Annotated in this window: 17 protein-coding genes; 6 read left to right on the plus strand and 11 right to left on the minus strand. The window is 34.6% G+C overall.

Going from position 1 to position 23647, the window contains the following annotated elements; genetic code table 11:
• Positions 1–37 precede the first annotated feature (37 nt).
• Positions 38–955 carry a PorP/SprF family type IX secretion system membrane protein gene (locus tag RT250_RS04525; RefSeq protein WP_313112527.1) on the plus strand — a complete coding sequence of 306 codons (918 nt, stop codon included), beginning with the start codon at positions 38–40 and terminating at the stop codon, positions 953–955.
• Positions 956–977: 22 nt separating this feature from the next.
• Entirely contained in the window at positions 978–2870 is a 1893-nt protein-coding gene (locus tag RT250_RS04530) for an OmpA family protein (RefSeq protein ID WP_313112529.1), read from the plus strand.
• 69 nt (positions 2871–2939) lie between these two features.
• On the opposite strand, the gene RT250_RS04535 is transcribed toward RT250_RS04530, so the two are convergent.
• The 3 genes from RT250_RS04535 to RT250_RS04545 form a co-directional block, all read right to left on the minus strand.
• Complete coding sequence (locus RT250_RS04535; protein WP_313112530.1) at positions 2940–3428, minus strand: GNAT family N-acetyltransferase; 489 nt, start codon at positions 3426–3428, stop codon at positions 2940–2942.
• Positions 3429–3506: 78 nt separating this feature from the next.
• Positions 3507–4892, minus strand: coding sequence for a DUF5689 domain-containing protein (locus RT250_RS04540; protein ID WP_313112531.1), 1386 nt, complete (start codon positions 4890–4892; stop codon positions 3507–3509).
• A 25-nt stretch (positions 4893–4917) separates the two neighbouring features.
• Complete coding sequence (locus RT250_RS04545) at positions 4918–7677, minus strand: carboxypeptidase-like regulatory domain-containing protein (RefSeq protein ID WP_313112532.1); 2760 nt, start codon at positions 7675–7677, stop codon at positions 4918–4920.
• A gap of 122 nt (positions 7678–7799) precedes the next feature.
• On the opposite strand from RT250_RS04545, the gene RT250_RS04550 reads away from it, so the two are divergent.
• A complete protein-coding gene (locus tag RT250_RS04550) occupies positions 7800–8849 on the plus strand; it encodes an endonuclease/exonuclease/phosphatase family protein (RefSeq protein ID WP_313112534.1) in 1050 nt (349 codons plus the stop codon).
• A gap of 77 nt (positions 8850–8926) precedes the next feature.
• On the opposite strand, the gene RT250_RS04555 is transcribed toward RT250_RS04550, so the two are convergent.
• The 8 genes from RT250_RS04555 to uvrC all read right to left on the minus strand — a co-directional run bounded on the left by RT250_RS04555 (position 8927) and on the right by uvrC (position 21201).
• Positions 8927–9367: a hypothetical protein gene (locus RT250_RS04555; protein WP_313112536.1), complete on the minus strand. Its 441-nt coding sequence runs from the start codon at positions 9365–9367 to the stop codon at positions 8927–8929.
• A gap of 141 nt (positions 9368–9508) precedes the next feature.
• Entirely contained in the window at positions 9509–12142 is a 2634-nt protein-coding gene (locus tag RT250_RS04560) for a TonB-dependent receptor (RefSeq protein ID WP_313112538.1), read from the minus strand.
• 181 nt (positions 12143–12323) lie between these two features.
• Entirely contained in the window at positions 12324–13547 is a 1224-nt protein-coding gene (locus tag RT250_RS04565; RefSeq protein ID WP_313112540.1) for a M23 family metallopeptidase, read from the minus strand.
• A gap of 123 nt (positions 13548–13670) precedes the next feature.
• Positions 13671–14444 (minus strand): DUF3108 domain-containing protein, encoded by a 774-nt coding sequence (locus RT250_RS04570; protein ID WP_313112542.1) that lies wholly within the window; start codon positions 14442–14444, stop codon positions 13671–13673.
• Between the two features lie 102 nt (positions 14445–14546).
• Positions 14547–15707, minus strand: a complete 1161-nt coding sequence (gene hppD, locus RT250_RS04575; RefSeq protein ID WP_313112544.1) for a 4-hydroxyphenylpyruvate dioxygenase — start codon at positions 15705–15707, stop codon at positions 14547–14549.
• 127 nt (positions 15708–15834) lie between these two features.
• A complete protein-coding gene (locus tag RT250_RS04580) occupies positions 15835–16992 on the minus strand; it encodes a homogentisate 1,2-dioxygenase (protein ID WP_313112546.1) in 1158 nt (385 codons plus the stop codon).
• Positions 16993–17124: 132 nt separating this feature from the next.
• A complete protein-coding gene (locus RT250_RS04585) occupies positions 17125–19359 on the minus strand; it encodes a patatin-like phospholipase family protein (protein WP_313112548.1) in 2235 nt (744 codons plus the stop codon).
• Between the two features lie 42 nt (positions 19360–19401).
• Positions 19402–21201, minus strand: a complete 1800-nt coding sequence (gene uvrC / locus RT250_RS04590) for an excinuclease ABC subunit UvrC (RefSeq protein ID WP_313112550.1) — start codon at positions 21199–21201, stop codon at positions 19402–19404.
• Positions 21202–21332: 131 nt separating this feature from the next.
• Between uvrC and RT250_RS04595 the strand changes: the two genes are divergently transcribed.
• From RT250_RS04595 to rimK, 3 genes are all read left to right on the plus strand, one after another.
• Complete coding sequence (locus RT250_RS04595) at positions 21333–22205, plus strand: ATP-grasp domain-containing protein (protein ID WP_313112552.1); 873 nt, start codon at positions 21333–21335, stop codon at positions 22203–22205.
• A gap of 146 nt (positions 22206–22351) precedes the next feature.
• On the plus strand, positions 22352–22777 hold the full coding sequence (locus RT250_RS04600; protein ID WP_313112554.1) for an ATP-dependent zinc protease family protein: 426 nt from the start codon (positions 22352–22354) through the stop codon (positions 22775–22777).
• Positions 22774–23646 (plus strand): 30S ribosomal protein S6--L-glutamate ligase, encoded by an 873-nt coding sequence (gene rimK / locus RT250_RS04605; RefSeq protein WP_139854077.1) that lies wholly within the window; start codon positions 22774–22776, stop codon positions 23644–23646. The genes RT250_RS04600 and rimK overlap by 4 nt, the downstream gene beginning before the upstream one ends.
• Position 23647 lies beyond the last annotated feature (1 nt).

A 23647-nucleotide genomic window follows, 5' to 3' on the forward strand; every position in this document is an offset into this window, starting at 1 on the left:
TTCTACAAAATACATTTTAACTACCAAATAGATAAAAATGAAAAAACATATATATATCTTAACAGTACTTATGACGGTATTGCTGTTGCAAGAATCACAAGCACAGCAAGATCCGCAATACACTCAGTACATGTACAATATGAATGTGGTTAACCCCGCATATGCAGGTTCTAAAGAAAGCTTATCGCTTACCGCCCTGTATAGAAATCAATGGCATGGATTGGAAGGAAACCCAGTTTCATTTACTTTTTCTGGACACAGTCCTGTTGCGAGAAATATTGGTTTAGGTCTTTCTGCAATTAGAGATGAAATTGGACCAGTAAAAGAAACTAATGTTTATGCAGACTTTTCTTATACACTGCACTTAGGAAACACGTTAAACTTAGCGCTTGGACTTAAAGCCGGAGCAACTTTTCACGATATAGGACTTGCAGATTTAGAGTTGCAGCATCCAGATGACCCAATATTTTCTGAAAGTATAAATAATACTTACCCGAACTTTGGTGCAGGAGCATTCTTATACGGAGAGAATTTTTATGTTGGACTTTCAGTACCTAACTTAATGAAATCTGTTCATTTAGATGAAAATGGTATTAAATACGGATCAGAAACCAATCACTTTTTTGCAACTGCCGGGTACGTATTCCAGGTGTCAGAGTCTTTTAAATTAAAGCCTTCTGTGATGGTAAAATCTGCATTTGATGCTCCTGTTTCGTGGGATGCCAACTTGAATTTCTTGTTCTTTGACATGATTGAAATTGGCGGATCCTATAGAGTAGACGATTCGTTTAGTGCCTTGTTTGGAGTAAATATCACCCCAGATCTTCGATTTGGATATGCATACGATCACGTAACGTCTGATCTTAAAATTGTAGGTCCAGCTTCTCACGAGCTTATACTATCATTCGATCTTAATTTAAAACCGAAAGTTTTACGTTCACCGAGATTCTTCTAATAACTAACTAATTTCATTTAACATGAAAAATATATACATAATATTATTATTAATGGCTGTAAGTACTTCCATGCTTACCGCCCAAAATTTTAGAACAAAAATAGCCGACGATTATTACGAAAGGCTTCAATATAACGACGCTATAGATGAATATCACAGACTTGTAAAAAGAGGTGATGAAAGCACTCATGTTTTAGAACGTTTAGCAAATAGTTATTACAATATTAATGACACTGAAAATGCTGAAATTTTCTATAAAAGGGTTATAAAAAGACTTGATGCAGATCCAGAGTCTGTTTATAATTATGCACAAGTACTTAAGGCCAACGGGAAGTTTTCAGAATACAATAAGTATATGAAGGAATATGCAAAGCTGAGGCCTCAAGATTCTCGTGCAATTACCTTTATGCAAGATCCAAATTACCTACCTCGAATTGCAGATGAAAAAAATCAAAAATTTGAAGCTGCAAATTTAGAAGAGATAAATACAAGGTATTCAGAATTTGGGGGTACTGTTGTAGATAATGAACTTTATTTTTCATCAAGTAGAAATATACTTCGTAAGAATTATGACTTAAACGATGAACCATTCTTAGATTTATATAAAGCAACTGTTGAAGGTGATGTTGTAAAAAATGCAAAACTTTTAAACGATGAAATAAATACCAGATTTCATGAAAGTTCTGTTGCTATTACTCCTGATGGTACACGTATGTATTTCGATAGAAATGATTATTTCAATGGGAAATACAAAAAAAGCGAACAAGGGATTAATGAATTAAACATCTTTTATGCTGAAAAAGTAAATGGCGAATGGGGTAATATTCAATCTGCGCCATTTAACAGCAAAGAATTTTCTTCTAGTCATCCAGCAATTAGCCCAGATGGTAAAACACTTTACTTTTCAAGCGACCGACCAGGGGGAATGGGGAATGCCGATTTGTATAAAGTAACTATTAATGAAGATGGAACTTTTGGTGAACCTGAAAACTTAGGTGAAGGAATTAATACTGAAGGTAGAGAGGTTTTCCCTTTCGTTGATGCGAATGGTACTCTTTATTTTTCAAGTGATGCTCATTTAGGTATTGGAGGATTAGATGTGTTTTCTGCTCCCGCTAAAGGAAATGGATTTGGAGAAGTTAAAAATTTAGGATTAGGTATTAATAGTAGTAGTGATGATTTTGCTTTTTCTTTTAACCCTGAAACGGAAGAAGGATTTGTATCTTCTAATCGTGAAGGTGGAAAAGGAAGCGACGACATTTATAAAATAAAGAAAATTGAATCTTGCGATTTACCTATAAACGTTATAGTGTTAGATGCTTCTACAAATGAACCTATTTCTGGTGCTACAATTGATCTTTACGACAACCGTGAAAATAAATTGAAGAGTCAAAACACAGATGCTGATGGAAATAGTGAAGTATTAGTTGTTTGTGATCAAGATCATGTGGTTCAAGTATTTAAAGAAGGATATGAAAGCAATGCTGAAACTGTAACTGGATTTAATGAAGGTGAAGAGAATATTACAATTTCACTTCGTCCTATCGATGAAATAGTTGAAGGGAACATTGTGAAACTTAACACTATTTACTTCGATTTCGATAGACACAATATAAAACCTCAAGCTGCTTTCGAACTTGATAAACTTGTTGAGTTGATGAAGAAAAACGAAAATATGGTTATTAAAGTTGAAGGACATACTGATAACCGTGGAAGCGCTGCATACAACTTAAAACTTTCTGATAGAAGAGCTAAGAGTACTGTACAATATGTAATTTCGAAAGGAATTTCTAAAGACAGAATTAGTGGTGAAGGCTTTGGTGAAAGTAGACCAGCTGTAGATTGTGACGGTAATTGTACAAATGATGAACATCAACAAAACAGACGTTCTGAATTTATTATCCAAAAGAGATAATTTTAGATAGTTTACACAAATAACCAACCAATTAAAAAACCCTTACAATTTAAAATTGTAAGGGTTTTTTTATACTTTCAATTTATAGTAAGCAGCAGGCAAACCAATATAATCTCTGTCATAATCCCATTTAAATCCTTGTTTCTCTAGTATTTTTTTGGATGCCTCATTTTCAGGGTCTATAATTGCAATTAAATTTTGAATTTCTTCCATTTGCTTTCCCAAGTTTACCATGGCTTGTGCAATTTCAGAACCATAACCTTTACCCCAAAATTCGGGCATTAGCAAATATCCTATTTCCGCCTCATTTTTCTCCGTCATCTCGAGCTTAGCATGCCCTAAATAACTTGCATTACTTCTAAGGGTTACTTTAAATCTTCCAACAGCTGGGTTTTTCACGTTATCATTTAACATATTCTCAAACCTTTCTCGAGCTTCCTTTTCTTTATCTGGACGACCAGTAACCATTTTCATAACCTCGATATTACTCACCAATTTATAGTAATCTTTAAAATCACTGAAGGTATAATGATTATAAATCAATCTTTCGGAAAGCATAGTAAGTTGCGTTTAAATGAACAGTGTGAAATTATAAATTTAAAATTTAGCATTTCTATATAGATTACTTCTTTAGGTTTATTCAATTACAGAAATATTATCTATTTGATAGGTGGTTGTTATTCCATTAGACGCCCCTAAATATTGAAAACCAATATAAACTATTTCTCCAGCGTACGTCGACAGATCAACATCTCCAGAAGGCGTAAACGTCGCGCCGTAGCCATTGGAATGTCCTGAGGATATATCTGCATTCAAGTCTGTCCATTCTGCTGTTAAAACGTCTCCATCGAATGCTGCGGCAATTTTAATTGTTAATGCTTCTCCATTGTAAAATCCGTCATTAGTATCGAAAGTAAGAATAGGGGACGAATTACTTGGTAATCGTATTCCCGGAGTAACCAACCAAACCTCGTATGGGCTTTCACCAGAATTATATGCAGAGGTTTGCACATAATTATTGGAATTAAACTCCATAACTTCAAATACTCTTGTTCCGCCGCTTATATTTACATTTGTCCAACCTTCAATGTCTAAAGGAATACCATTACCTGAATTATGGCTTTCAAAACCTTGAAAAAAAGGCAAATCAAATACTTCACCATTTCCGCTTAAATTACATCTTTCGTTATTCATATTTACATCATCAATATCGCGGATAAAAAGTTGTACGTCATTATTAAATCGACTTAAAACAGCAGTTATTTCTCCATTTCCTTCAGGGAGTAATAATCCTTTAAAATCGGAATATCCGCTAGTTCTTAACACTATAGTTTCTTCATCACAATTTTCTAACTGTCTGTTTACACTATAGGTGTTTCCTGGATTTCCGTAATGTGCAATTCCGGCAAGGCCTTCAGGAAATTGGACATTTTCAAATTTCACTAAGGTGTTGAGAAATACTTCGTTTGTATCATTGTCATTTGCTTGTGAAATGGTAATTGTCTGCGGTTGAATTTCAACCTTCTCAGTAGAACGCAAAATTCTATCTTCAAAATCTTCGATATTTATTCGTCCGACTTCATCTCCATCAAGAATTCCGATAGTAGGTAATCCAGCGTATTCACCTATATACAAACCATCAACTCGTAAATATATCTTTCGTCCAGGCTCATATTTAGTATATAAATTTGTAGCTTCAGTAGAAATTGCCACTCCTGCACTTGGATTTTCAGGTGAATCTTGAATTACTAATGATTTATAGAAGTTCCCCGTTTTATCACTTGAGATAACATATGCTGCTAAGTATAATTCTCGTGAAGAACCTTCACCAGCTTCGATAATTTTTGGTTCGTATCCTCGATAAATTCTTTTAATAGTTTCGATAGTGATATTTACATCAACATTCGGCTCTTCTACATTTATTTCGGGAACATTATAATCATCATCATGAACACAGGAGGCTCCCATTATACTTAAAAGGAATAAAAGTCCTATTAGTTTTATATTTTCTAAATTTTTCATAATTACAGAAATTTACAGTTCTTAATTAAAATCGGATGTAGGCATTTATATAATAAGTAGTTCCGTATCCATACCAGTATTTTGATCCAAATACGGGTACGTCATTGGCAATGTCTGCAGAAAGTGTTCTAAAATTTGAATTTCTACCCTGTTCAAAGCCGCCTGTTTTATACTGCTTATTTAGAATATTAGAAACTACTGCAAAAAACCCGATGTACTTTCCTTTAATTCTCCAAGATTTCCCCCCTACTATGTTTACCAACATATATGGGTCAAACTTTTCTTGTTTCAATAATTGTCGTGCTTTTTCTGGGTCATAATCATTAAAGGGCATTCCGTCATTATCTAAATAGAAATTCTCAGTGCGAGTAAGAGGTGATATATTAATATATGCCTGATTGAAGTAATTAGCAGTAGCTCCAAACCACCAAAATCTTGGATCGCGATATTCAAAACCTAATTGATAAGCTTGTTGAGGTCCTCCTGCGATCTTATAATTTTTAAGAAAAGATTTTCCAAAAAAGCGCGGTTCATCAAAGTCATCTGAAGTAATGTAAAGATCCGGATTGCTATTGTAGATGTTTTCACCATACGCCGCGGCCGCTTTTAATTTAATAGTAGGTGTAACTTGAGCTTCAATACCTAATTCAGCTCCTATGTTTTTTTTATCTACACTTGTAAGTACTTCCTGCACAAAAGCTGTAGTGGCGGTTCTCCCAGGAACTGAAATTCCGTCGGCATAATAAAAAGAAATCTCTGAGCCATCTTGCATCAAAGTGTAGTACCCCGACAAACGCGCTTTAATAAATGGAAATCGCAATATGTAATTGCCATCTACGTTTATATTTTTCTCTTCTGTTAACCCAATTACAGTACTGTTGTTTTGGCGAGAATTTGAAAATGAATTACGTATTGTAGGAGCACTTGTGAAGTAAGCCGTGTTGAGTTCAAGAGCGTGCCTTGCAGTTATTTTATAGGTAAGTCCAGCCTTAGCGCCATAAGTTGTAAAATTTAATTTTTTGCTTTTCCCAAAAGATTCATTTGCATCGGGATAGGATCCGTTTCGATATAAACCGTTTCGTTGGTAAGTGGTTGTGCCAGCTTTAGCAGCCAAATAAAAATTTACTGATGAATAGGAAAATTGTGCTTGAACAAAGCCATTGTAATCAGTAGCATCAATTTCATAATTGTATTTGAATTTATCACCTACACCAATTAGTCGATTAGGATTATTTAAATCGTTTTGCGCTGCATCACCTGAATTAAATGTATCCACATCTAAATATTCATTACCTCCCAACAGGTCTATCATACTAGCGAAGTTGTTCGATTTTAGGTTTTTATAATTGAAAGAGGCGTTTAATTGTATATAATCGGATAGGCGAGAGTTTAGTATCGTATTTGCTGAGAGCTGTGTATCATCGTTTCTGTCTTCGTATAAATAATAACGGGATGTTCCTCCGTAAAGAATATTTGTTTCATATATATTAAGCCAATTAACCTGTCCATTATCTACAAAGCTTGAATAGGCTCTAAAAGCTCCCTCATAATCAGGATTGTCAGGATCCGATAAAAAGTAGCTTGGAAGATTTTTATAGTAACTTGGGTCAGGATTAGGAACATTGTCATATCCTAAACGGCTATTTCCTGTTTTTCCAAATTGATAGCCTAAGTTGGTGTTTAATTCGGTTTTTGATGAAATATTCCAAAAATGATTCAGCATTAAAATGGGCTCTTCCACTTCTCTGATTCTAGAATTGCGGATTTCACCATCTTGTTTTCCCCAATATGCATTATACTGAGTTCCTTTTAAATCGTATACCTCTTGGGTGTTTGGAGAAGATTTGCCACGTCTGTTGGGTGTGTAAAAAACAGTTAAATTCAAGCTGTGATTTTTATTCAACTTCCTTTCTACCGAGGCAAAAAATGAATTTGCGTCGTACAAAGTTCCATTTATATAACCTTCATCGCCATAGCGTCGTGCTATTAGCACAGAATATGCCCAGCCATTTTTTAATAAACCACTGTTATATGAACCAATAACACGGCCGCGGTAACTTCGGTTACTAGATGCGTAGGAAATACGTCCTCCCTTTCTGTATTGAGACGCTCGCATTATAATGTTTGTTGTGCCAGCAAGGTGTCCAAAGTTATATTCGTTTGCGGACATTCCCATTGAAAACATCTGATTGCGCTGTACATCATTTAATCCGCCCCAATTGCTCCACTGCGGTCTTCCATTGTAGATTTTATTCATTTCTAACCCATTAATCAATAGCTTTCCATGTTCAGAACTATAGCCTCTTGGACGGAAAAATGTAGTACTAAAATCATAAGATGCCGCATTTAGGAAAACATCTTTTGATGCTTGAAGTAATCCTGAAATATTGTCTGATGTACCTTCGTCTTCGTCTAATTGGTCGTCAGATAGGCTAATAACTCCAATTTCAGATTCAAGTGCATCAAGATCTACTTCTAAAAGAATAGCTTTTAAGTGTATAGGCCTATTAATTTGAATTATTATTGGAATTTGTATGCTTTTATAGCCTGGTTTGGAAATTTTTATAACTTGTTCCCCTTCTGGGAGATTTTTTTGTAGAAAATTGAATTCTCCCGCTGAATTTGTTACTGTACTAAAATCATTGTTTTGAATGTTTACTATAGCTTCAGATATAGGTTCGCTAGAATAAGTATCAACAACTTTTCCATATATGGAATTGTCTTGCGTATAGGCTGAAAACCCTGCAAATAAAGTTGCACAAAATGTTAAAAAAATATATTTCATCCTGCTTAAAGTTATTTGTCATGGTTATTTCCTTTTGTTTACATAATCAAATATAAATTAATTTTATAACTATCACAAATTCAGTAACTTAGACTAGGTTTAATGTGTGTTAAATGTTTATTATGAAGTCTCTACTTTATACTTTGATATTTTTTATTCTTTTTAATTCTGCTTCGTTTGGTCAGGATAGTAAAGAATTTAAAGTTTTAACTATAGCATTCTACAACGTTGAAAATCTTTTTGATTATGAAGATGATCCCTTGACATTTGATGATGATTTTACTCCTGATGGTAAGAACAATTGGACCAAGGAAATATATGAAGCTAAAATCGCCAATATTGCTAAGGTTATTTCGGAAATAGGCGCAGAACAATCGGGAACATCGCCGGCGTTAATAGGGTTATGCGAAATAGAGAATAGACGAGTTTTAGAAGATCTTGTGAACCATAAGTACCTGTTGAAAGAAGATTATGGAATTGTTCATTTTGATAGTCCAGATCGTAGAGGGATTGATGTTGCCCTTCTTTATAAGAAAAAATTGTTTACTCCAATTAACTATGTAGCTAAGGAATTATTAATTCATGACGATGTGGATACTAGTAAACGTGTGTATACCCGTGATCAATTATTAGTAAGTGGAATGTTAGATGGTGAAAAACTTAATGTTATTGTTAACCATTGGCCTTCGCGTAGAGGTGGTGAAGAGAGAAGCCGTCCCAAAAGAATTCGCGCGGCCCAACTTAATAAGAAAATTATAGATTCGTTATTTAGTGAAGACCCCTATTCAAAAATTATAAATATGGGCGATTTTAATGATGATCCTATAAACCCAAGTATTAAAAAGACTCTCAAAGCGAAGGGTAAAAATAAAGATTTAAAACTGAAAGAATTTTACAACCCAATGGAGGCACTTTATAAAAAAGGTCAGGGAACACTTGCTTACCGGGATAATTGGAATTTGTTTGATCAAATTATTATCTCTACCGAACTAACCATAAAAGATTATTCATCGTATCGGTTTTATAAAGCCGGGATCTTCAATAAAAATTATTTAATTAATCAACGGGGCCGTTATAAGGGCTATCCTTTTCGAAGTTTTTCTGGTGGGTTTACAGGTGGGTATAGCGACCATTTTCCGGTATATATTTATTTGATTAAAGAAAAAAGTTAAATCGATTATCGCTATTTGTAAAATAAAAAAGGCACTCTTAGTTAAGAGTGCCTTGTGTTTTTTTCAGAAACTATTTTCTAAAACCATTGTGACCAAGGGATTCTACTTAGCATAAGTACCAATCCAATGGTGTAAAATATAGCAAGTGTTTTAAATTTTTTGTTTGATAGCAAATTCTTTTTGTGTTTTGAATAGCCAATTGTTATAAAAACCACAGTTAAAATCATCATCATTGGATGTTCTACTGCATATAATCTAAAAGTAGAATCTTTCATAACAACACCCATACCGTTGGTTGTAATATTCTGTAAACCTAATGGGGAAGTAACATAAAGTACAATTCCAATAAGTAATTGGATGTGGGTAACTATTAATGCAAAAAGAGAAATTCTAAAATCTTTAGCTCCGTATTCTCTTTTTGAAAAGAATCCAGCCAATGCGTTAATAGTTGCTAGAACTACAATTAGTAGCACTAAGTAAGCCCAGTAAGAATGAATAAAATGTAGAGTATTAGCCATAGTGTTTTTTATTTTTTTCAAATATAAGATTTATACCCTTTTAAACCTTATTTTGCGTTCTCAATTATTTTCAGATGAAATTTTAGTAAATAAAAAATGCCCCGAATTTCGGGGCATTTTCATTATATATAATACTGAGTATTAAAAGTCGTAACGTAAACTTGCGTTCCAAGTTCTTCCGTTACCGTAGTAAAATCCGTAAGTATCTTTTTGACTTAAGTACATTTCGTTAGTAACGTTGTAAACGTTTGCACGGAAAGTTAAATCATTTCCTCCAAAGTCAAACTTGTAAGAAAGACCTGCATCCAACACACTATATGGGTTAAGGCGTTCCGCTTGGTAAACTTCGTTGTTTTGTGATGCTTCAACAACATCTTTAGCATTTACGAAGCCATAAAGGTCTGTGTAGATGTTGTAATCTGCATCTACGCTAAGCCCATCAACAATAGTATACTTGAAACCAAAACCAAATGATGTTTGTGGTGCATTACCAATTTTAGTACCTGTAAGATTTACAGTACCTTCTTCTAGTAGATTGTTATTTTCATCTTGTCTAGTTTCAAAAGGGGTCTCACCATCGTATTTCCAATTTCCAATACTACCGAACGCTCTAATCATGAAGTCGCTAGAGTAACGGTATTTACCTTCAAATTCAAATCCTTTATGAACTTGTGTGATGTCTGTAAATCTTTGGTAGCGATCAACTTGTTCTATTGGGTTGGTTGAATCAGGGTCACCTTCGATAAAACTACCGCCTAAGAATCTATTACCCCAACTAGTATAATAAGCATTTAGATCTAAACTAAATTTGCCAGCACGAACTCTGTAACCTGCCTCAACACCAAGAATTTCTTCATTCTCAATTTCATTCTCACCTTCTAAAATGTAATTTGAATTTCTTACATCTTCGAAAATATTATCTAGGAACGGTTGTCTTGAGTAGTATCCAGCATTTACAAAAAGCGTGTTGTTTTCAATAAAAGTGTACCCCATACCTCCTTTAAGGTTGTATCCAAGTTTGTTAACTTTTTCAGATTTACCTAAACCATCAACTCCATTAACTTCCTTACCAGGAGCACGGCCTTCTCTTTGGTAACTTTGAGTTGATACTGCTCCTTGTAAAAAGGCAGAGAAATTATCATTTTTGTATTCAGCTTGTCCAAATCCACCAATGTAATTGATGTGTTCTGAATAATCATAAGAATAACGCTGATCTTCGTCAGCACTGTTAAATAATGCAGACCAAGGATTAGCTTCAAAAGTTTCATTTAATACATAACCATCACCGCGAATTCCATCGTATCCAAAGTTGTCAGTAAAGCCTTGAAGACCCATAAGATCGTTTAATTGACGATAGTGATGTCCAGTATAAAAACGGGTGTCTAAACCTACATTAAAAGTGAAATTGTCACTCACTAGACTTTCTAGGTTAGTTAAAAAACCATACCAGTTGTGGTTGTTTACAGACATTCTACGAACCACAGAACCCATTCCGTAGCTTCCAATACCGTTATCAGCACCAGCAATATTGTTTTCTTCAATCGCATCAAAGTCAATCTCACCGTTTTCGTTGCGTACAATATTTCTAGAACTTCCTAGAGGTCCTGTACCACCACCACGGCCAAATGATGCATATAATACAGACGAAAGATTAGTTTTCTCGCTTATATTCCAATCCCAGTTTAGGTTCATAATTGGTTTGTGGTAATAATTTCTTCTGAAAGTATATCTCTCACCATCATAAAAGCCTGAGTTACTGTTGTAGCGCTTTCCATATAGGTCGTAATTTTCTAAGTCGTCAGAAAAGTTTTGATCGTGCCATTGTGGAGCACCCGTTAATAAGAAATTAAATGAGTGTGTTTCATTCGGCACAAATCCAACTCCTATAAAATAGTTTTGCCCTTGACCTGCAGTTCCATCAGAATATTTTCTGTGTGCTTGCCAATGATCTAACATAATACTATACGCCCATTTTCCTTTTAAGCCAGAATCGTAACTTAAAGTCCCTTTAAAGTAACTGTCATTACCTGTCATAAAACGTGCAAATCCACCTTCTTTTCTTCCAGCGGCACGTGAAATAATGTTAACAGTACCACCAACCGAAGAAATAGCCAGTTTAGAAGAACCTAAACCTCTTTGAACTTGGATCGCATTAGCAACATCGCTTATACCAGACCAGTTAGACCAATACATTCTTCCATCTTCCATACCGTTAATTGGCTGTCCGTTTAAAAGGAATGCAGTGTTCGTTTGGTCAAATCCACGTAAGAACATCTGTGAATCTCCAAATCCTCCAGCTTGGTTTGATACGTAAACACTAGGTGTACTTTTAATAGCCTCAGGAAATTCAACATTACCAACGGCCTTAGCCTGAATTTCTGCAGATGTAATAGTAGATACAGCTATTGGAGTCTGGCGATCTTTTGCTAAATCGATAATTCCTCTTCCTACAATAACCACTTCTTCTAAGGCGTCAGAGTCTACGGTAATTTTAACTGTTCCTAAATTTGCTGAATTGCCTACTGCACTAAATTTTACTTTTTGAACATTGTAGCCAATATATGAAATAGTAAGTGTACCCGTTTTAGATGATGTCTTCAATGTGAAGTTTCCGTCGAAATCGGTAATGGCACCATTTGTTGTGCCGGTCTCAACCACGTTAGCACCAGCTAACGGACTGTTAGTTTCAGAATCGACTACCGTACCGGTAACCGTTGTTTGTGAAAAAGCAGCAATGCTGCCAAGGAAAAAAACAATAAGTAATAGTTTTTTCATGAATTTAAATTTTAGGTTTAAAAATTTCGGCAAAAATACAATCTTAAAGGGGTTACTACCAACTATTTTCATTAAGAAATAGTTAAGAGAATATTTCTGCTGAATAAAGATAAAATTTAAACTATAATACCTTGAGGATTTGCGTGTTAGTTAATAACAAGGTTATTAACATTTATTGAGTTTAAAAAACGATGCAGTCTAATTGGTCTTTAATCGGCGTCAGATTTGCAAAATATTCTTCGTGTAAAGCTCTAGGAAGCGGTTCTGAAAATGGAGTGTCGTCTTTAAACGGATCTACCTGTTTTCCGTTTTTCCAAAATCTATAGCACACATGAGGACCACTAGTATTTCCCGTCATTCCAATCCAACCAATTACATCTCCTTGGCTTACGTGTTGTCCTACTTTTACCTTTCTCGCTTTCATATGTAGATATTGGGTTTCGTAGGTGCTATTATGACGTATTTTTACGTAATTTCCATTTCCACCTCTGTATTCAGATTTAGTAACTACACCATCGGCAGTAGCTAAAATAGGTGTACCTATAGGAGCTGCAAAATCGGTTCCCTTATGAGGTCTAAGCTTAAAACCGTAATATTTAATACGTCGGTTTAAATTGTATCGAGAAGAAATTCTGCTAAATTTTACTGGAGATTTCAAGAAAGCTCTTTTAAGGTTGTTCGCATTTTCGTCGTAATAACCTGAAATTTTTCCAAGAGAATCCGAGCCATATTTAAAAGCATACAGTGGTTTTCCATTGTGTTCAAAATAGGCTGCTTTAATTTCTTTTAATCCTGCTGGAATGGTATCGTCAATATAACGTTCGGTGTAAATTACTTTAAAACGATCTCCTGCTTGTAGTTTGAAAAAGTTGATCGTCCACGCATAAATGTTTGCAAGTTGATCGGTCATATATGGACTTAAATTCTGCTCTTCCATAGTTGCTGAAAGCGAGCTCGTAATAACACCGGAAGCTTCTTTTTCTTCGTATCGAACAGGCTTTTGACTATTGTAAATAGTTAAAGTGTCTCTAAAATCGACAACAGCAAAATTAATTTTATTGCTTTCGTAAATAAAAACCTGTGTTTTATTAAGTGAATCTTTTGAGTTTAAAAGCACGTATGGTTTGCCCACTCTTAATTTACGCACGTCAAAACTATCTCGAAATTTAGTAGCAACCTGCATAATTTTATCCTGGGAAATTCCATTGCTGCTTAGTATGTCGCCAAAAGTATCACCTTTCCGTATGGTGTCTTTAACAACATTAAAATCATTTAAAATATATCCATATTGTTCAACAATAGGGTCTTCCTGTTTTTCAACTACTTCATTAATATCGTCTTTAGGATTCTCGCAAGCGGTAGTGAGTAAGACAAGGGATAATAGTGCTACAATTAGGTGTTTCAATTCTGGGGAAAATTTTTCGGTATTATTCTTTAATTAGGCTAACTCATTTTCTTTTAAAATATTGAATAGGAAATCAAAAAAATTACACTATTCAATATTTTTCTGTTAGCGAAACATTAAATGTTACTTCGCTAATATTTTAAAGGAGTGTTGTAATCCTTTAAATTCAGTTAATGTCGCTTTTAAAGAACCAACTGCTAAATCGGCTTTGATTAACAACGGAATTTTGTTGTTATCGTCACTAATCCAAACAGTTAAGCTTTCCTTTTCTTTAAATACACGACCAGATTGTACATAAGGTCTAAATATTAAAGTGCGAACGGCCCCAAAATTAGTATCTAAAACTTCTTTACCAAGGAATTTCAGCCTGAATTTAAAATTTTCTTTGTCAAAAAACATATTCATTTCAACAATATCACCTTCTTTAATATTTTCAGTGTCTAATTTGTTTCTGAGATAATAAAATGCTGAAATCATATCTTGTGTTTCTTTAGGGAAAGAATACACAGAAGTCTCATTGTGCTTTTTGTCGTTTACAGTGGCTTTATTTGTATTGTGATTAAAGTCTATTTGAACATCTTTGGTGTACCCACCTTCATCGATTTTTCTGATAAAACGGTAAGGGATATCCTTTTTCTTATCTATAAACGATTGATAGTCGTCTTCAACTTTAAAAAACCACTTAGAAAGTCCTACGGTTTTACCATATCCACGAACGTGGTAAACTTCTTTGCCGTTTATAGTAGCGTTATTAACATTTAGAGTGGCATACCCTGCTGTTACAAATCCGTAATGAACTCGGAATTTAAAGTATTCGCCATCGCCATATGCTCTCTCTTGTGCAGAAAGTAAAAATGTGTTTCCAAAAATTAATAAAAGGGCGATTAGCTTCTTCATAAAATGTGACTTTAGATGTTTTTGTTACATGAATTACAACATCTGTTCCAAAAAATAAACCCCACCATATAAAGACGATGGGGTTTAGATATAGTTACATTTTTATAGTGTTCCTCTTTGAGCTTGCTCGCGCTCTATAGATTCAAAAAGAGCTTTGAAGTTTCCAGCGCCAAAACCTTTTGCGCCCATTCTTTGAATGATTTCAAAGAATAAAGTAGGGCGGTCTTCTAATGGCTTGGTGAAAATTTGGAGTAAGTATCCATCTTCGTCGGCATCTATCATAATAGAAAGTTTTCTGAGCTCGTCAATGTCTTCTTTCATCATTTTCATGTGGTCGCCCAAACGCTCAGGAATAGCATCGTAATATGCTTTTGGTGGAGGAGGTAAGAATTCAACGCCCCTTTCTTTTAACTGACTAACAGTTTTAATAATATCGTCTGTTGTTAAGGCTAAGTGTTGAACTCCTGCATCTTCATAAAAGTCTAAATATTCTTCAATTTGTGATCTTTTAGCTCCTTCTGCAGGTTCGTTAATAGGGAATTTAATACGTCCGTTACCATTACTCATTACCTTACTCATTAAGGCAGAATATTCAGTATGGATTTGTTTGTCGTCGAATGATAGGAAGTTAACAAAGCCCATTACATCCTCGTACCATTTTACCCAAACGTTCATTTGATTCCAACCTACGTTCCCTACCATATGGTCGATGTATTTTAAACCAGTTGGTGTTGGATTGTAGTCGCTTTTCCACTCACGGAAACCAGGTAAAAAGGTTCCATTGTAATTTTTACGCTCAACAAACATATGTACTGTTTCACCATAAGTGTAAATACCACTGCGTACAACTTCTCCGTTCTCGTCTTTTTCAACAGTTGGTTCCATATAGGGTTTAGCACCGCGTTTTGTAGTTTCTTCGAATGCGCTTCTAGCATCTTCTACCCAAAGTGCAATCACCTTTACACCATCACCGTGTTTTACAATATGATCGTTGATAGGAGATTTACTATTAAGAGGTGTAGTTAAAACAAGTGTGATTTTATCCTGCTTAAGCACATAGCTTACCGAATCACGAGATCCTGTTTCTAGACCTTTATATGCATAGGATTGAAATCCAAATGCTGTTTTATAAAAATGGGCACTCTGCTTTGCATTACCCACATAGAACTCTACATAGTCTGTACCTAATAACGGCAGAAAGTCTTCTGCTCCTTCAAAAATCTTTTCTAGTCCATACTCGACCGACTTTACTTCTTTGCTCATAATTTAATTTTCTAAAAATCCTATAATTTATTAATCGAGAAGATTCTCGATGAGAGTTTCTTCTTGATAATTTCTTTAATTGTCTTCAAATGTACTATATAATAAAGTATAATTACAATTGAAGGATTTACTCTAACCAACTTTTGTAATAAGTACCATCAGAAAGTTTTAAACCATCTTCAGTAACCTTAAGAGGTTTAAAAGTATCCACCATAACGGCAAGTTCTTCCGTTTTAGTTTTTCCAATACTTCTTTCGGCTGCACCTGGATGTGGACCGTGAGGAATACCCGCAGGGTGTAAAGTAATTTGACCTGCCTCAATATCGTTTCGGCTCATAAAATCTCCATCTACATAGTATAACACTTCATCGCTATCAATATTGCTGTGATTATAAGGAGCAGGAACACTTAATGGGTGATAATCATAAAGCCTTGGAACAAAACTACACACCACAAATGCACTAGTTTCAAATGTTTGATGTACTGGTGGCGGTTGGTGAATTCGTCCAGTAATAGGTTCAAAGTCGTGAATAGAAAAAGCATAAGGGAAATTATATCCATCATAGCCAACAACATCAAATGGGTGAGTGGCATAAATCAATTCAAAAATTTCGTCTTGCTTCTTTACTTTAACCAAAAACTCACCTTTTTTATCGTATGTTTCAAGTTCTTCGGGCTTTCTAATATCACGTTCACAATACGGTGAGTGCTCTAATAATTGGCCAAACCAATTTCTATATCGTTTTGGGGTGTAGATAGGGTGTTTAGACTCTACAATAAACAAACGATTATCTTCAGTATCAAACTCAATTTGATAAATTATTCCACGAGGTACTAATAGATAATCTCCATACTTAAAATCAATATTTCCTAAAAAAGTACGCAACTTACCTGAACCCTTATGAATGAAAATTAATTCGTCAGAATCTGTATTTTTATAGAAATAATCTGTTAGAGAATTTTTTGTAGCGGCAAGTACAATACTACAGTCGCTATTGGTAAGTACAGTCTTTCTGCTCTCTAAATAATCATTTTCTGGTTCAACATTAAACCCTTTTAATCGAAGTGATTCTATATTATTAGCTCTTGCAATTTTAGGTGAAACATCGTACTGTTTCTTTATTTCTTTTACTTGAGTAGGTCTGTGTTCGTGATAAATATTACTATACATTCCATCGAAACCAATGGTGCCAAAAAGTTCTTCGTAGTAAAGACTTCCGTCTGGCTTTCTAAATTGGGTATGTCGTTTAGGCGGTATTTTGCCAAGTTTATGGTAGAAAGGCATATATGATGTTAAATATTAAATCAATAAATTTTGAGGTTAAAGAATTCAACGTCAACATTTTAATGTTTCAAATTGAAAAGCTTTCCTTCACAAATATCGTAAAAATATACTAGTTACTGAACTAAGAAAATATTAAAACCTATAGCCTAATGCCACATACCATATCCCGTCGTCGTGTTCCGGTGTGAAAGAATACTTAATTTCCATAGGTCCTAAAACTGTTTCTAGGCCGTAACCTAAAGAAAACCCTGAGTAATCGATGCCATCTGCCCATTCTCCGTTTTCTAAAAGATCATTACCTACGTTGGCAATGTTTGCTGAGACATTTATGTGGTTTTTTTTGAAAATTTCATAGTCAATAGAAAGAACACTTTTAAGATATGTGTTTCCTCGAAGTGAAATAGCTGTGTAGCCTAAAAACGGAATAATGTTGTTCATCTCTTTAAATCCGTATCCACCAAGTGCGAAGTCTAATGTCGTGGTTTCAGTACCTCCTAATTTAAAACCACCTTCAGCAGTTATGTGTGCCGAGAATTTATCAGAAATTTTGTGAGCGTACCCCATTTTTGCTTTTGCAAGTGAGAAAGGTTTAAAGTCTTTGTTTCGACCGTGAGCAAATAAATACCAGTGAAAATCTCCCGAGAAATAGGCTCCACTTTTCGGGAAGAAGCTATTGTCGTAAGTATCGTACTTTAAAAGCCCAAAAGCACTGTAGTAATTGGTGCTTTCAAAAACGGTTCGAGGAATATTATTATTATCTGCACCAATGGTTTCCGATAGGTATCTAAGGTATTTATGCTCTCCTCCTACACTAAATACAAAAGACCTTCTGAAAAGTGTTTCAAAGTAAATTTGATTTGTAAAATCACTATAATTAATGGAAAGCTTATTAATTGGAAGAGAAAGTTCATTATTTATATCTGGATCTATAAATGATATGGGTACTTCTGTGTCAAAAAAGTGATATTTTGAATTAATACCTACACTCCAATAAAATCCCTTGTCGATATAATATTGAAAATTATACCGAAGGTTATCCCCTGCGATTAAATCTAATGAAGCGATATCGTTATTAGTTAAAAGTCTTTTTTTAGTGATATTTACCAAGGCTGCAGTGCGAAATAAATCGTCATAATGTGCTGAAAAACGAAGTAACATGGATGATTTACTCTCGCGCAATTGTAATAACAAAGTGTTTTTTTGATTGTCGTCTTCTATGAATCTATAGTTAATGTCTTGAAAATTACCGGTTGCTGATAGGTTGTTAATTCCTTCATTAAAGGCTTTGAAGGTTACTTTATCTGGAGTTCGGAGTTTTAATTTTCCTAATACATAGCTTCGAGTATAATTGTCAAGACCTTCGATTTTTACTTCTTTTATATAGATTGAATCACGATTTACAATATTTACCTTTTCTTTTTCTGAAGGTTTTTGTTTTGAGGCTACCTCAAGTAGTTCTTCCCGAAATTTATTTGCTTCATCAATACCAGATTTTACAATTTTCTTGCCTTCATCGAATGAAACGACCGAGAAATCCTGAATATTTGGATGTATGTAAATATCAGTTTTTCCGCGTTTTTCAATCATATCGTTAATGGTGCGATAGTTATTTATTTGTACTAAAACATCAATAGCCGATTTAAGTCTCGTTCTGTCTTTTAGACTGTCTTGAACGTCGATCCCAATTATTAAGTCCATCCCCTTAGCTTTAACTTCATTAATAGGATAGTTATTGACCACACCCCCGTCGATAAGAACGCGATCGTTAATTATTACAGGGCTAAAAAGCGAAGGTAAGGCTCCACTTGCAGTAATAGCTCTAGGTAGGTAGCCGCGCTCTAGTATAACTTCTTTTCCCGTTTCAACATCGGTAGCAATACAGAAAAATGGAATCGGAAGTTTGCTAAAATCTGAAGTAGTGCTAACGTGACTCGTTAATTTTGAAATTAAGTTATATACATTCTGACCTTTAGAAATTCCTGAAGGAAACCCAATTTTAAAATTGTCGAAAGGAAGAACCAAGGAGTATTTTTCCGATTCTTCTTTCTCGTAAAATGTCTTGGCACTTCTCGGAATATTATCGCGAATTAAAGTATTAAAATCTGTTTTTTGAAAAATACTGTCAAGCTGGTTTGCCGAATATCCTGCGGCGTAGAGCGCACCTATAATTGCACCCATACTAGTACCACCAATATAATCTATACGAACCCCAGACTCTTCAATAACTTTAAGGGCCCCAATATGCGCAAGTCCTTTGGCTCCACCGCCACTTAAAACAACCCCTACTTTCAAATCTTCATTGTCCTTTGTTTGTGAAAATGAAAGCGTAGTAACCAATATAAAAAATATAAAAAGGGCTTTTTTCATTTATTCAATTTCATTGTTGTTAATTAAATATTTTAATCCGTCTTAGTTTTTAGTCTTTTGAAAATGGGCAACTATTTTCTTAGCTCTACTAGCACCAATTACTTTTGAAAGCTCTTCGAAATTAGCTGAAGCAACACGTTTTGTACTTTTGAAATGTTTCAGTAATTCAACAATTGTTTTTTCTCCAATTCCTGGAATTGTTTCTAACTCTGTGTTTAATGCTTGCTTACTGCGTTTGCTTCGGTGAAAGGTAATCCCAAATCGGTGGGCTTCATTTCGTAATTGTTGTATAATTTTTAATGTCTCACTTTTTTTATCTAAATATAATGGAATTGGATCATCTGGATAAAACAGTTCTTCTAAACGCTTGGCGATTCCTATTATTGCTATTTTTCCACGTAAACCTAATCTGTCTAAGCTCTTTAACGATGATGATAGCTGTCCTTTTCCTCCGTCTATAATAATAAGTTGAGGTAGCGGTTGCTCTTCCTCGAGTAATCTTTTGTACCTGCGGTAAACAACTTCTTCCATTGAGGCAAAATCATCTGGCCCTACTACTGTTTTAATATTAAATTTACGATAATCTTTTTTGCTCGGTTTTCCATTTTTAAAAACTACGCAAGCGGCTACAGGATTGGTTCCTTGTATATTACTATTGTCGAAGCATTCAATATGGCGTGGTTCTACCGAAAGGCGAAGATCTTTTTTCATCTGCGCCATAATTCGCTTTTCATGTCGGTCTGGATCTACAATTTTCGCTTGTTTAAACTTCTCCATTCGGAAGTACTTTGCATTCCTTTCAGATAGATCTAATATCGCTTTTTTGTCACCTAATTTGGGTACGTGAACCTTTACCTCTTCTCCTAATTCCAATGCAAAAGGTACATAAATTTCTCTTGAAAGTGAATTGAATCGTTGTCGGAGTTCTATAATAGCAAGCTGAAGTAACTCTTCATCGGTTTCATCCAACTTCTTCTTTATTTCTAAAGTATGCGACCTTATAATTGCTCCGTGTGAAAGTTGTAAAAAATTAATATAAGCATAACCTTCATCAGAAATAATACTGAAAACATCAACATTGTTTATTTTAGGATTCACAACCGTAGATTTAGATTGATAGTTTTCTAAAATATCTATCTTCTCCTTTATACGTTGAGCTTCTTCATACTTTAACTCGTCGGCATATTGCTTCATTAGCTTTTTAAACTTGTGTAAAGATTCCTTGAAGTTTCCTTTTACAATATTTCTAATTGCTTCAATATTTTCGTGATATTCTTTTTCAGAGTATAAGCCTTCACAAGGCCCTAAGCAATTTCCGAGATGGTATTCTAGACAAACTTTGTATTTTCCATTATTAATCTTTTCTTCAGATAAATCATAATTACAGGTTCTAAGTGGATATAACCCTTTAATTAAATCTAGAAGAGTGTGTACGGTTTTCATACTTGTATAAGGTCCGAAATACTCCGATCCATCTTTAATCATACGTCGCGTTGGGAAAACTCTTGGGAAACGTTCATTCTTTATACAAATCCACGGATAGCTTTTGTCATCTTTCAGTAACACATTGTATCGCGGTTGGTATTTCTTAATTAAATTGTTTTCTAACAAAAGAGCATCTGTCTCCGTTTGAACAACAATATGTTTAATGTTGGCAATCTTTTTTACTAGAATTCGAGTTTTGCCGTTATCTTGTTGTTTGTTAAAATAAGAAGAAACCCTTTTCTTTAAATTTTTTGCCTTCCCAACATAAAGTAATTTCCCGTCCTTATCGTAGTATTGATATACTCCAGGAGAATCGGGAAGTGTTGAAATTTGTAGTGTTAATGAAGCCTTAGCCATAACTCCAAAGATAATAGTTTGTAAATTTTAAATGATCTGTTTTCTACATCTAAATGTTAATTTTAAATTATTTTTTTTGATCATAAAATCTCGTTACCTTTTTGGTTAAATTGCACCGCTAACTGTTATCTATGAATATCGCCATTTTATCGCGTGGAGAGACACTTTATTCTACTAAAAGTCTACTAAATGCTGCTTCAGCTAGAAATCATAACGTAGAAGTTTTAGACCCAACTTATTGCAATCTTGAAATAGAAAACGGTAAGGCAGTGCTCTATTACGAAAGTGATCGTATTGATGATCTTGATGCAATTATTCCAAGAATTGGTGCTTCAAATACTTTTTATGGAACCAGTGTTGTCCGTCATTTTGAAGCTATGGGGGTTTTTACTGTGGTTTCTTCTTTGGGTATTACAAACAGCCGTGATAAATGGACGTGTTTTCAAGTATTAGCAAAAAATCAAATTCCCATGCCTAGAACTATATTCGCGTCTTACTATGATTTTGAAGAACAGTTAAATACATTTAAGGGCCAACCAATCATTATAAAACTTTTGGAAGGCACTCACGGGGAAGGGGTTATTCTTACAGAAAGTCCGCAAAATGCATTGGCAACTATAGAAACGTTAAATGCTGCTGGAGTTAAATTTTTATTACAAGAATACATCGAAGAGGTAAAAGGTTCAGATGTACGTGCAATAGTTGTTGATGGCGTTGTGGTTGCTGCAATGAAACGAAAAAGTAAAGCGGGCGATTTTAGAAGTAACCTTCATCGCGGAGGCTCTTCTGAAATTATTGAGCTTTCTACAGCCGAAGAAAAACTAGCCATTAAGGCAGCAAAAGCAATGGGCCTTGGTTTTTGTGGGGTTGATATTTTACAATCCAAAATCGGACCGTTAGTTTTAGAAATAAATAGCACCCCAGGCTTAGAAGGTATTGAAAATACTTCTGGAAAAAATGTTTCTAAAAGTGTAATTGGTTATATTGAACGAAATATTAAATAGTTAATACTCTCAGACGAATAAAAACTCGTCTCATATAATCAAAATCCATAAAACAATTATAATATATCAACTGTTGTTGAGGTTTGTTTTCGATTTTAATTTCAAATTCGTTTTCATACCTTGCATTAGTAAAAACCTAAATTACATTGAAAAGAAACATTGGTAGAATAGACAAAGCTGATTTTCCATTACTCAATCTGTTTGATGTTGAAGTGAAAATTGACACAGGTGCATATACTTCATCCATTCATTGCAAAAATGTAAGGGTTGAAGATAATTACCTAAAATGTTTGTTTTTAGACGAAGAACATCCAAGCTATCACGAAAAGGAAATTATCTTTGACGAGTACGACGTAAAAGTTGTAAAAAGTAGTAACGGACAGTCTGAAGCTAGATATAGAATAAAAACTGAAATCCTTCTTTTCGGAAAAACTCAAGAAATTTATTTAACCCTAAGCGATCGTGAGGAAATGCGTTTTCCAGTGCTGTTAGGCAGAAGTTTTTTAAGCAATAAATATGTTGTTGACATCAACAAAACTAATCTTTCGTATAAATTAAAAACTAAAAAATGAAGATCAGAATACTATCCGCAAATGCAAACCTATATTCTACTAGGCGACTTGTGGAAGCCGCTAAAGCTAGAAATCACGAGGTTGAGGTTATCAATCATGCAAAGTGCGATATAGTTATTGAAAAGAAAAACCCTGTAATAATGTACAAGGGTCAAAAGCTTGATCATACCGATGCTATTATTCCTCGTATTGGAGCTTCAGTTACATTTTACGGAACTGCGGTGGTTCGTCAATTTGAAATGCAACGCGTTTTTACCACTACCGAGTCGCAAGCATTAGTGCGTTCTCGTGATAAATTAAGAAGTTTACAAATTCTATCCCGTGCAGGATTAGGACTTCCCAAAACTGTTTTTACAAACTATTCAAAAAACGTAAAGGAGATTGTTGATCAGGCAGGTGGTGCTCCTGTAATTATTAAGTTATTAGAGGGAACACAAGGAATCGGTGTTATTTTAGTTGAAACTAGAAAAGCTGCTGAATCTGTAATTGAAGCTTTCAATAATTTACAAGCGCGTGTAATTGTGCAAGAGTTCATTAAAGAAGCTGGAGGAGCCGATATTCGTGCGTTTATTGTTGATGGTCAGATCGTCGGTGCCATGAAAAGACAAGGAAAAGAAGGAGAATTTAGAAGTAATTTACATCGAGGTGGTTCGGCATCGGTTATAAAACTTACAGATGAAGAAGAAACAGCAGCATTAAAAGCAGCGAAAGCTATGGGGCTTGGTATTGCTGGTGTTGATATGCTTCAATCTGCACGAGGACCACTAATTCTAGAAGTTAATTCCTCTCCTGGTTTAGAAGGAATTGAAACGGCTACTGGAAAAGATATTGCTAACTCAATCATCAAGTATATAGAGCGTAACGTATAAT

It is taken from the genome of Aequorivita sediminis, assembly GCF_032080575.2.
Taxonomy (GTDB): Bacteria; Bacteroidota; Bacteroidia; order Flavobacteriales; family Flavobacteriaceae; genus Aequorivita; species Aequorivita sediminis.

What these genes read in the sequence shown, in the direction of transcription:
- RT250_RS04570 (WP_313112542.1), bottom strand. Translation starts at nt 14,444, where the DNA reads ATGAAGAAGCTAATCGCCCTTTTATTAATTTTTGGAAACACATTTTTA.
- RT250_RS04545 (WP_313112532.1), bottom strand. Translation starts at nt 7,677, where the DNA reads ATGAAATATATTTTTTTAACATTTTGTGCAACTTTATTTGCAGGGTTT.
- RT250_RS04560 (WP_313112538.1), bottom strand. Translation starts at nt 12,142, where the DNA reads ATGAAAAAACTATTACTTATTGTTTTTTTCCTTGGCAGCATTGCTGCT.
- RT250_RS04585 (WP_313112548.1), bottom strand. Translation starts at nt 19,359, where the DNA reads ATGAAAAAAGCCCTTTTTATATTTTTTATATTGGTTACTACGCTTTCA.
- uvrC (WP_313112550.1), bottom strand. Translation starts at nt 21,201, where the DNA reads ATGGCTAAGGCTTCATTAACACTACAAATTTCAACACTTCCCGATTCT.
- RT250_RS04535 (WP_313112530.1), bottom strand. Translation starts at nt 3,428, where the DNA reads ATGCTTTCCGAAAGATTGATTTATAATCATTATACCTTCAGTGATTTT.
- RT250_RS04540 (WP_313112531.1), bottom strand. Translation starts at nt 4,892, where the DNA reads ATGAAAAATTTAGAAAATATAAAACTAATAGGACTTTTATTCCTTTTA.
- RT250_RS04550 (WP_313112534.1), top strand. Translation starts at nt 7,800, where the DNA reads ATGAAGTCTCTACTTTATACTTTGATATTTTTTATTCTTTTTAATTCT.
- RT250_RS04525 (WP_313112527.1), top strand. Translation starts at nt 38, where the DNA reads ATGAAAAAACATATATATATCTTAACAGTACTTATGACGGTATTGCTG.
- RT250_RS04595 (WP_313112552.1), top strand. Translation starts at nt 21,333, where the DNA reads ATGAATATCGCCATTTTATCGCGTGGAGAGACACTTTATTCTACTAAA.
- hppD (WP_313112544.1), bottom strand. Translation starts at nt 15,707, where the DNA reads ATGAGCAAAGAAGTAAAGTCGGTCGAGTATGGACTAGAAAAGATTTTT.
- RT250_RS04555 (WP_313112536.1), bottom strand. Translation starts at nt 9,367, where the DNA reads ATGGCTAATACTCTACATTTTATTCATTCTTACTGGGCTTACTTAGTG.
- RT250_RS04580 (WP_313112546.1), bottom strand. Translation starts at nt 16,992, where the DNA reads ATGCCTTTCTACCATAAACTTGGCAAAATACCGCCTAAACGACATACC.
- rimK (WP_139854077.1), top strand. Translation starts at nt 22,774, where the DNA reads ATGAAGATCAGAATACTATCCGCAAATGCAAACCTATATTCTACTAGG.
- RT250_RS04530 (WP_313112529.1), top strand. Translation starts at nt 978, where the DNA reads ATGAAAAATATATACATAATATTATTATTAATGGCTGTAAGTACTTCC.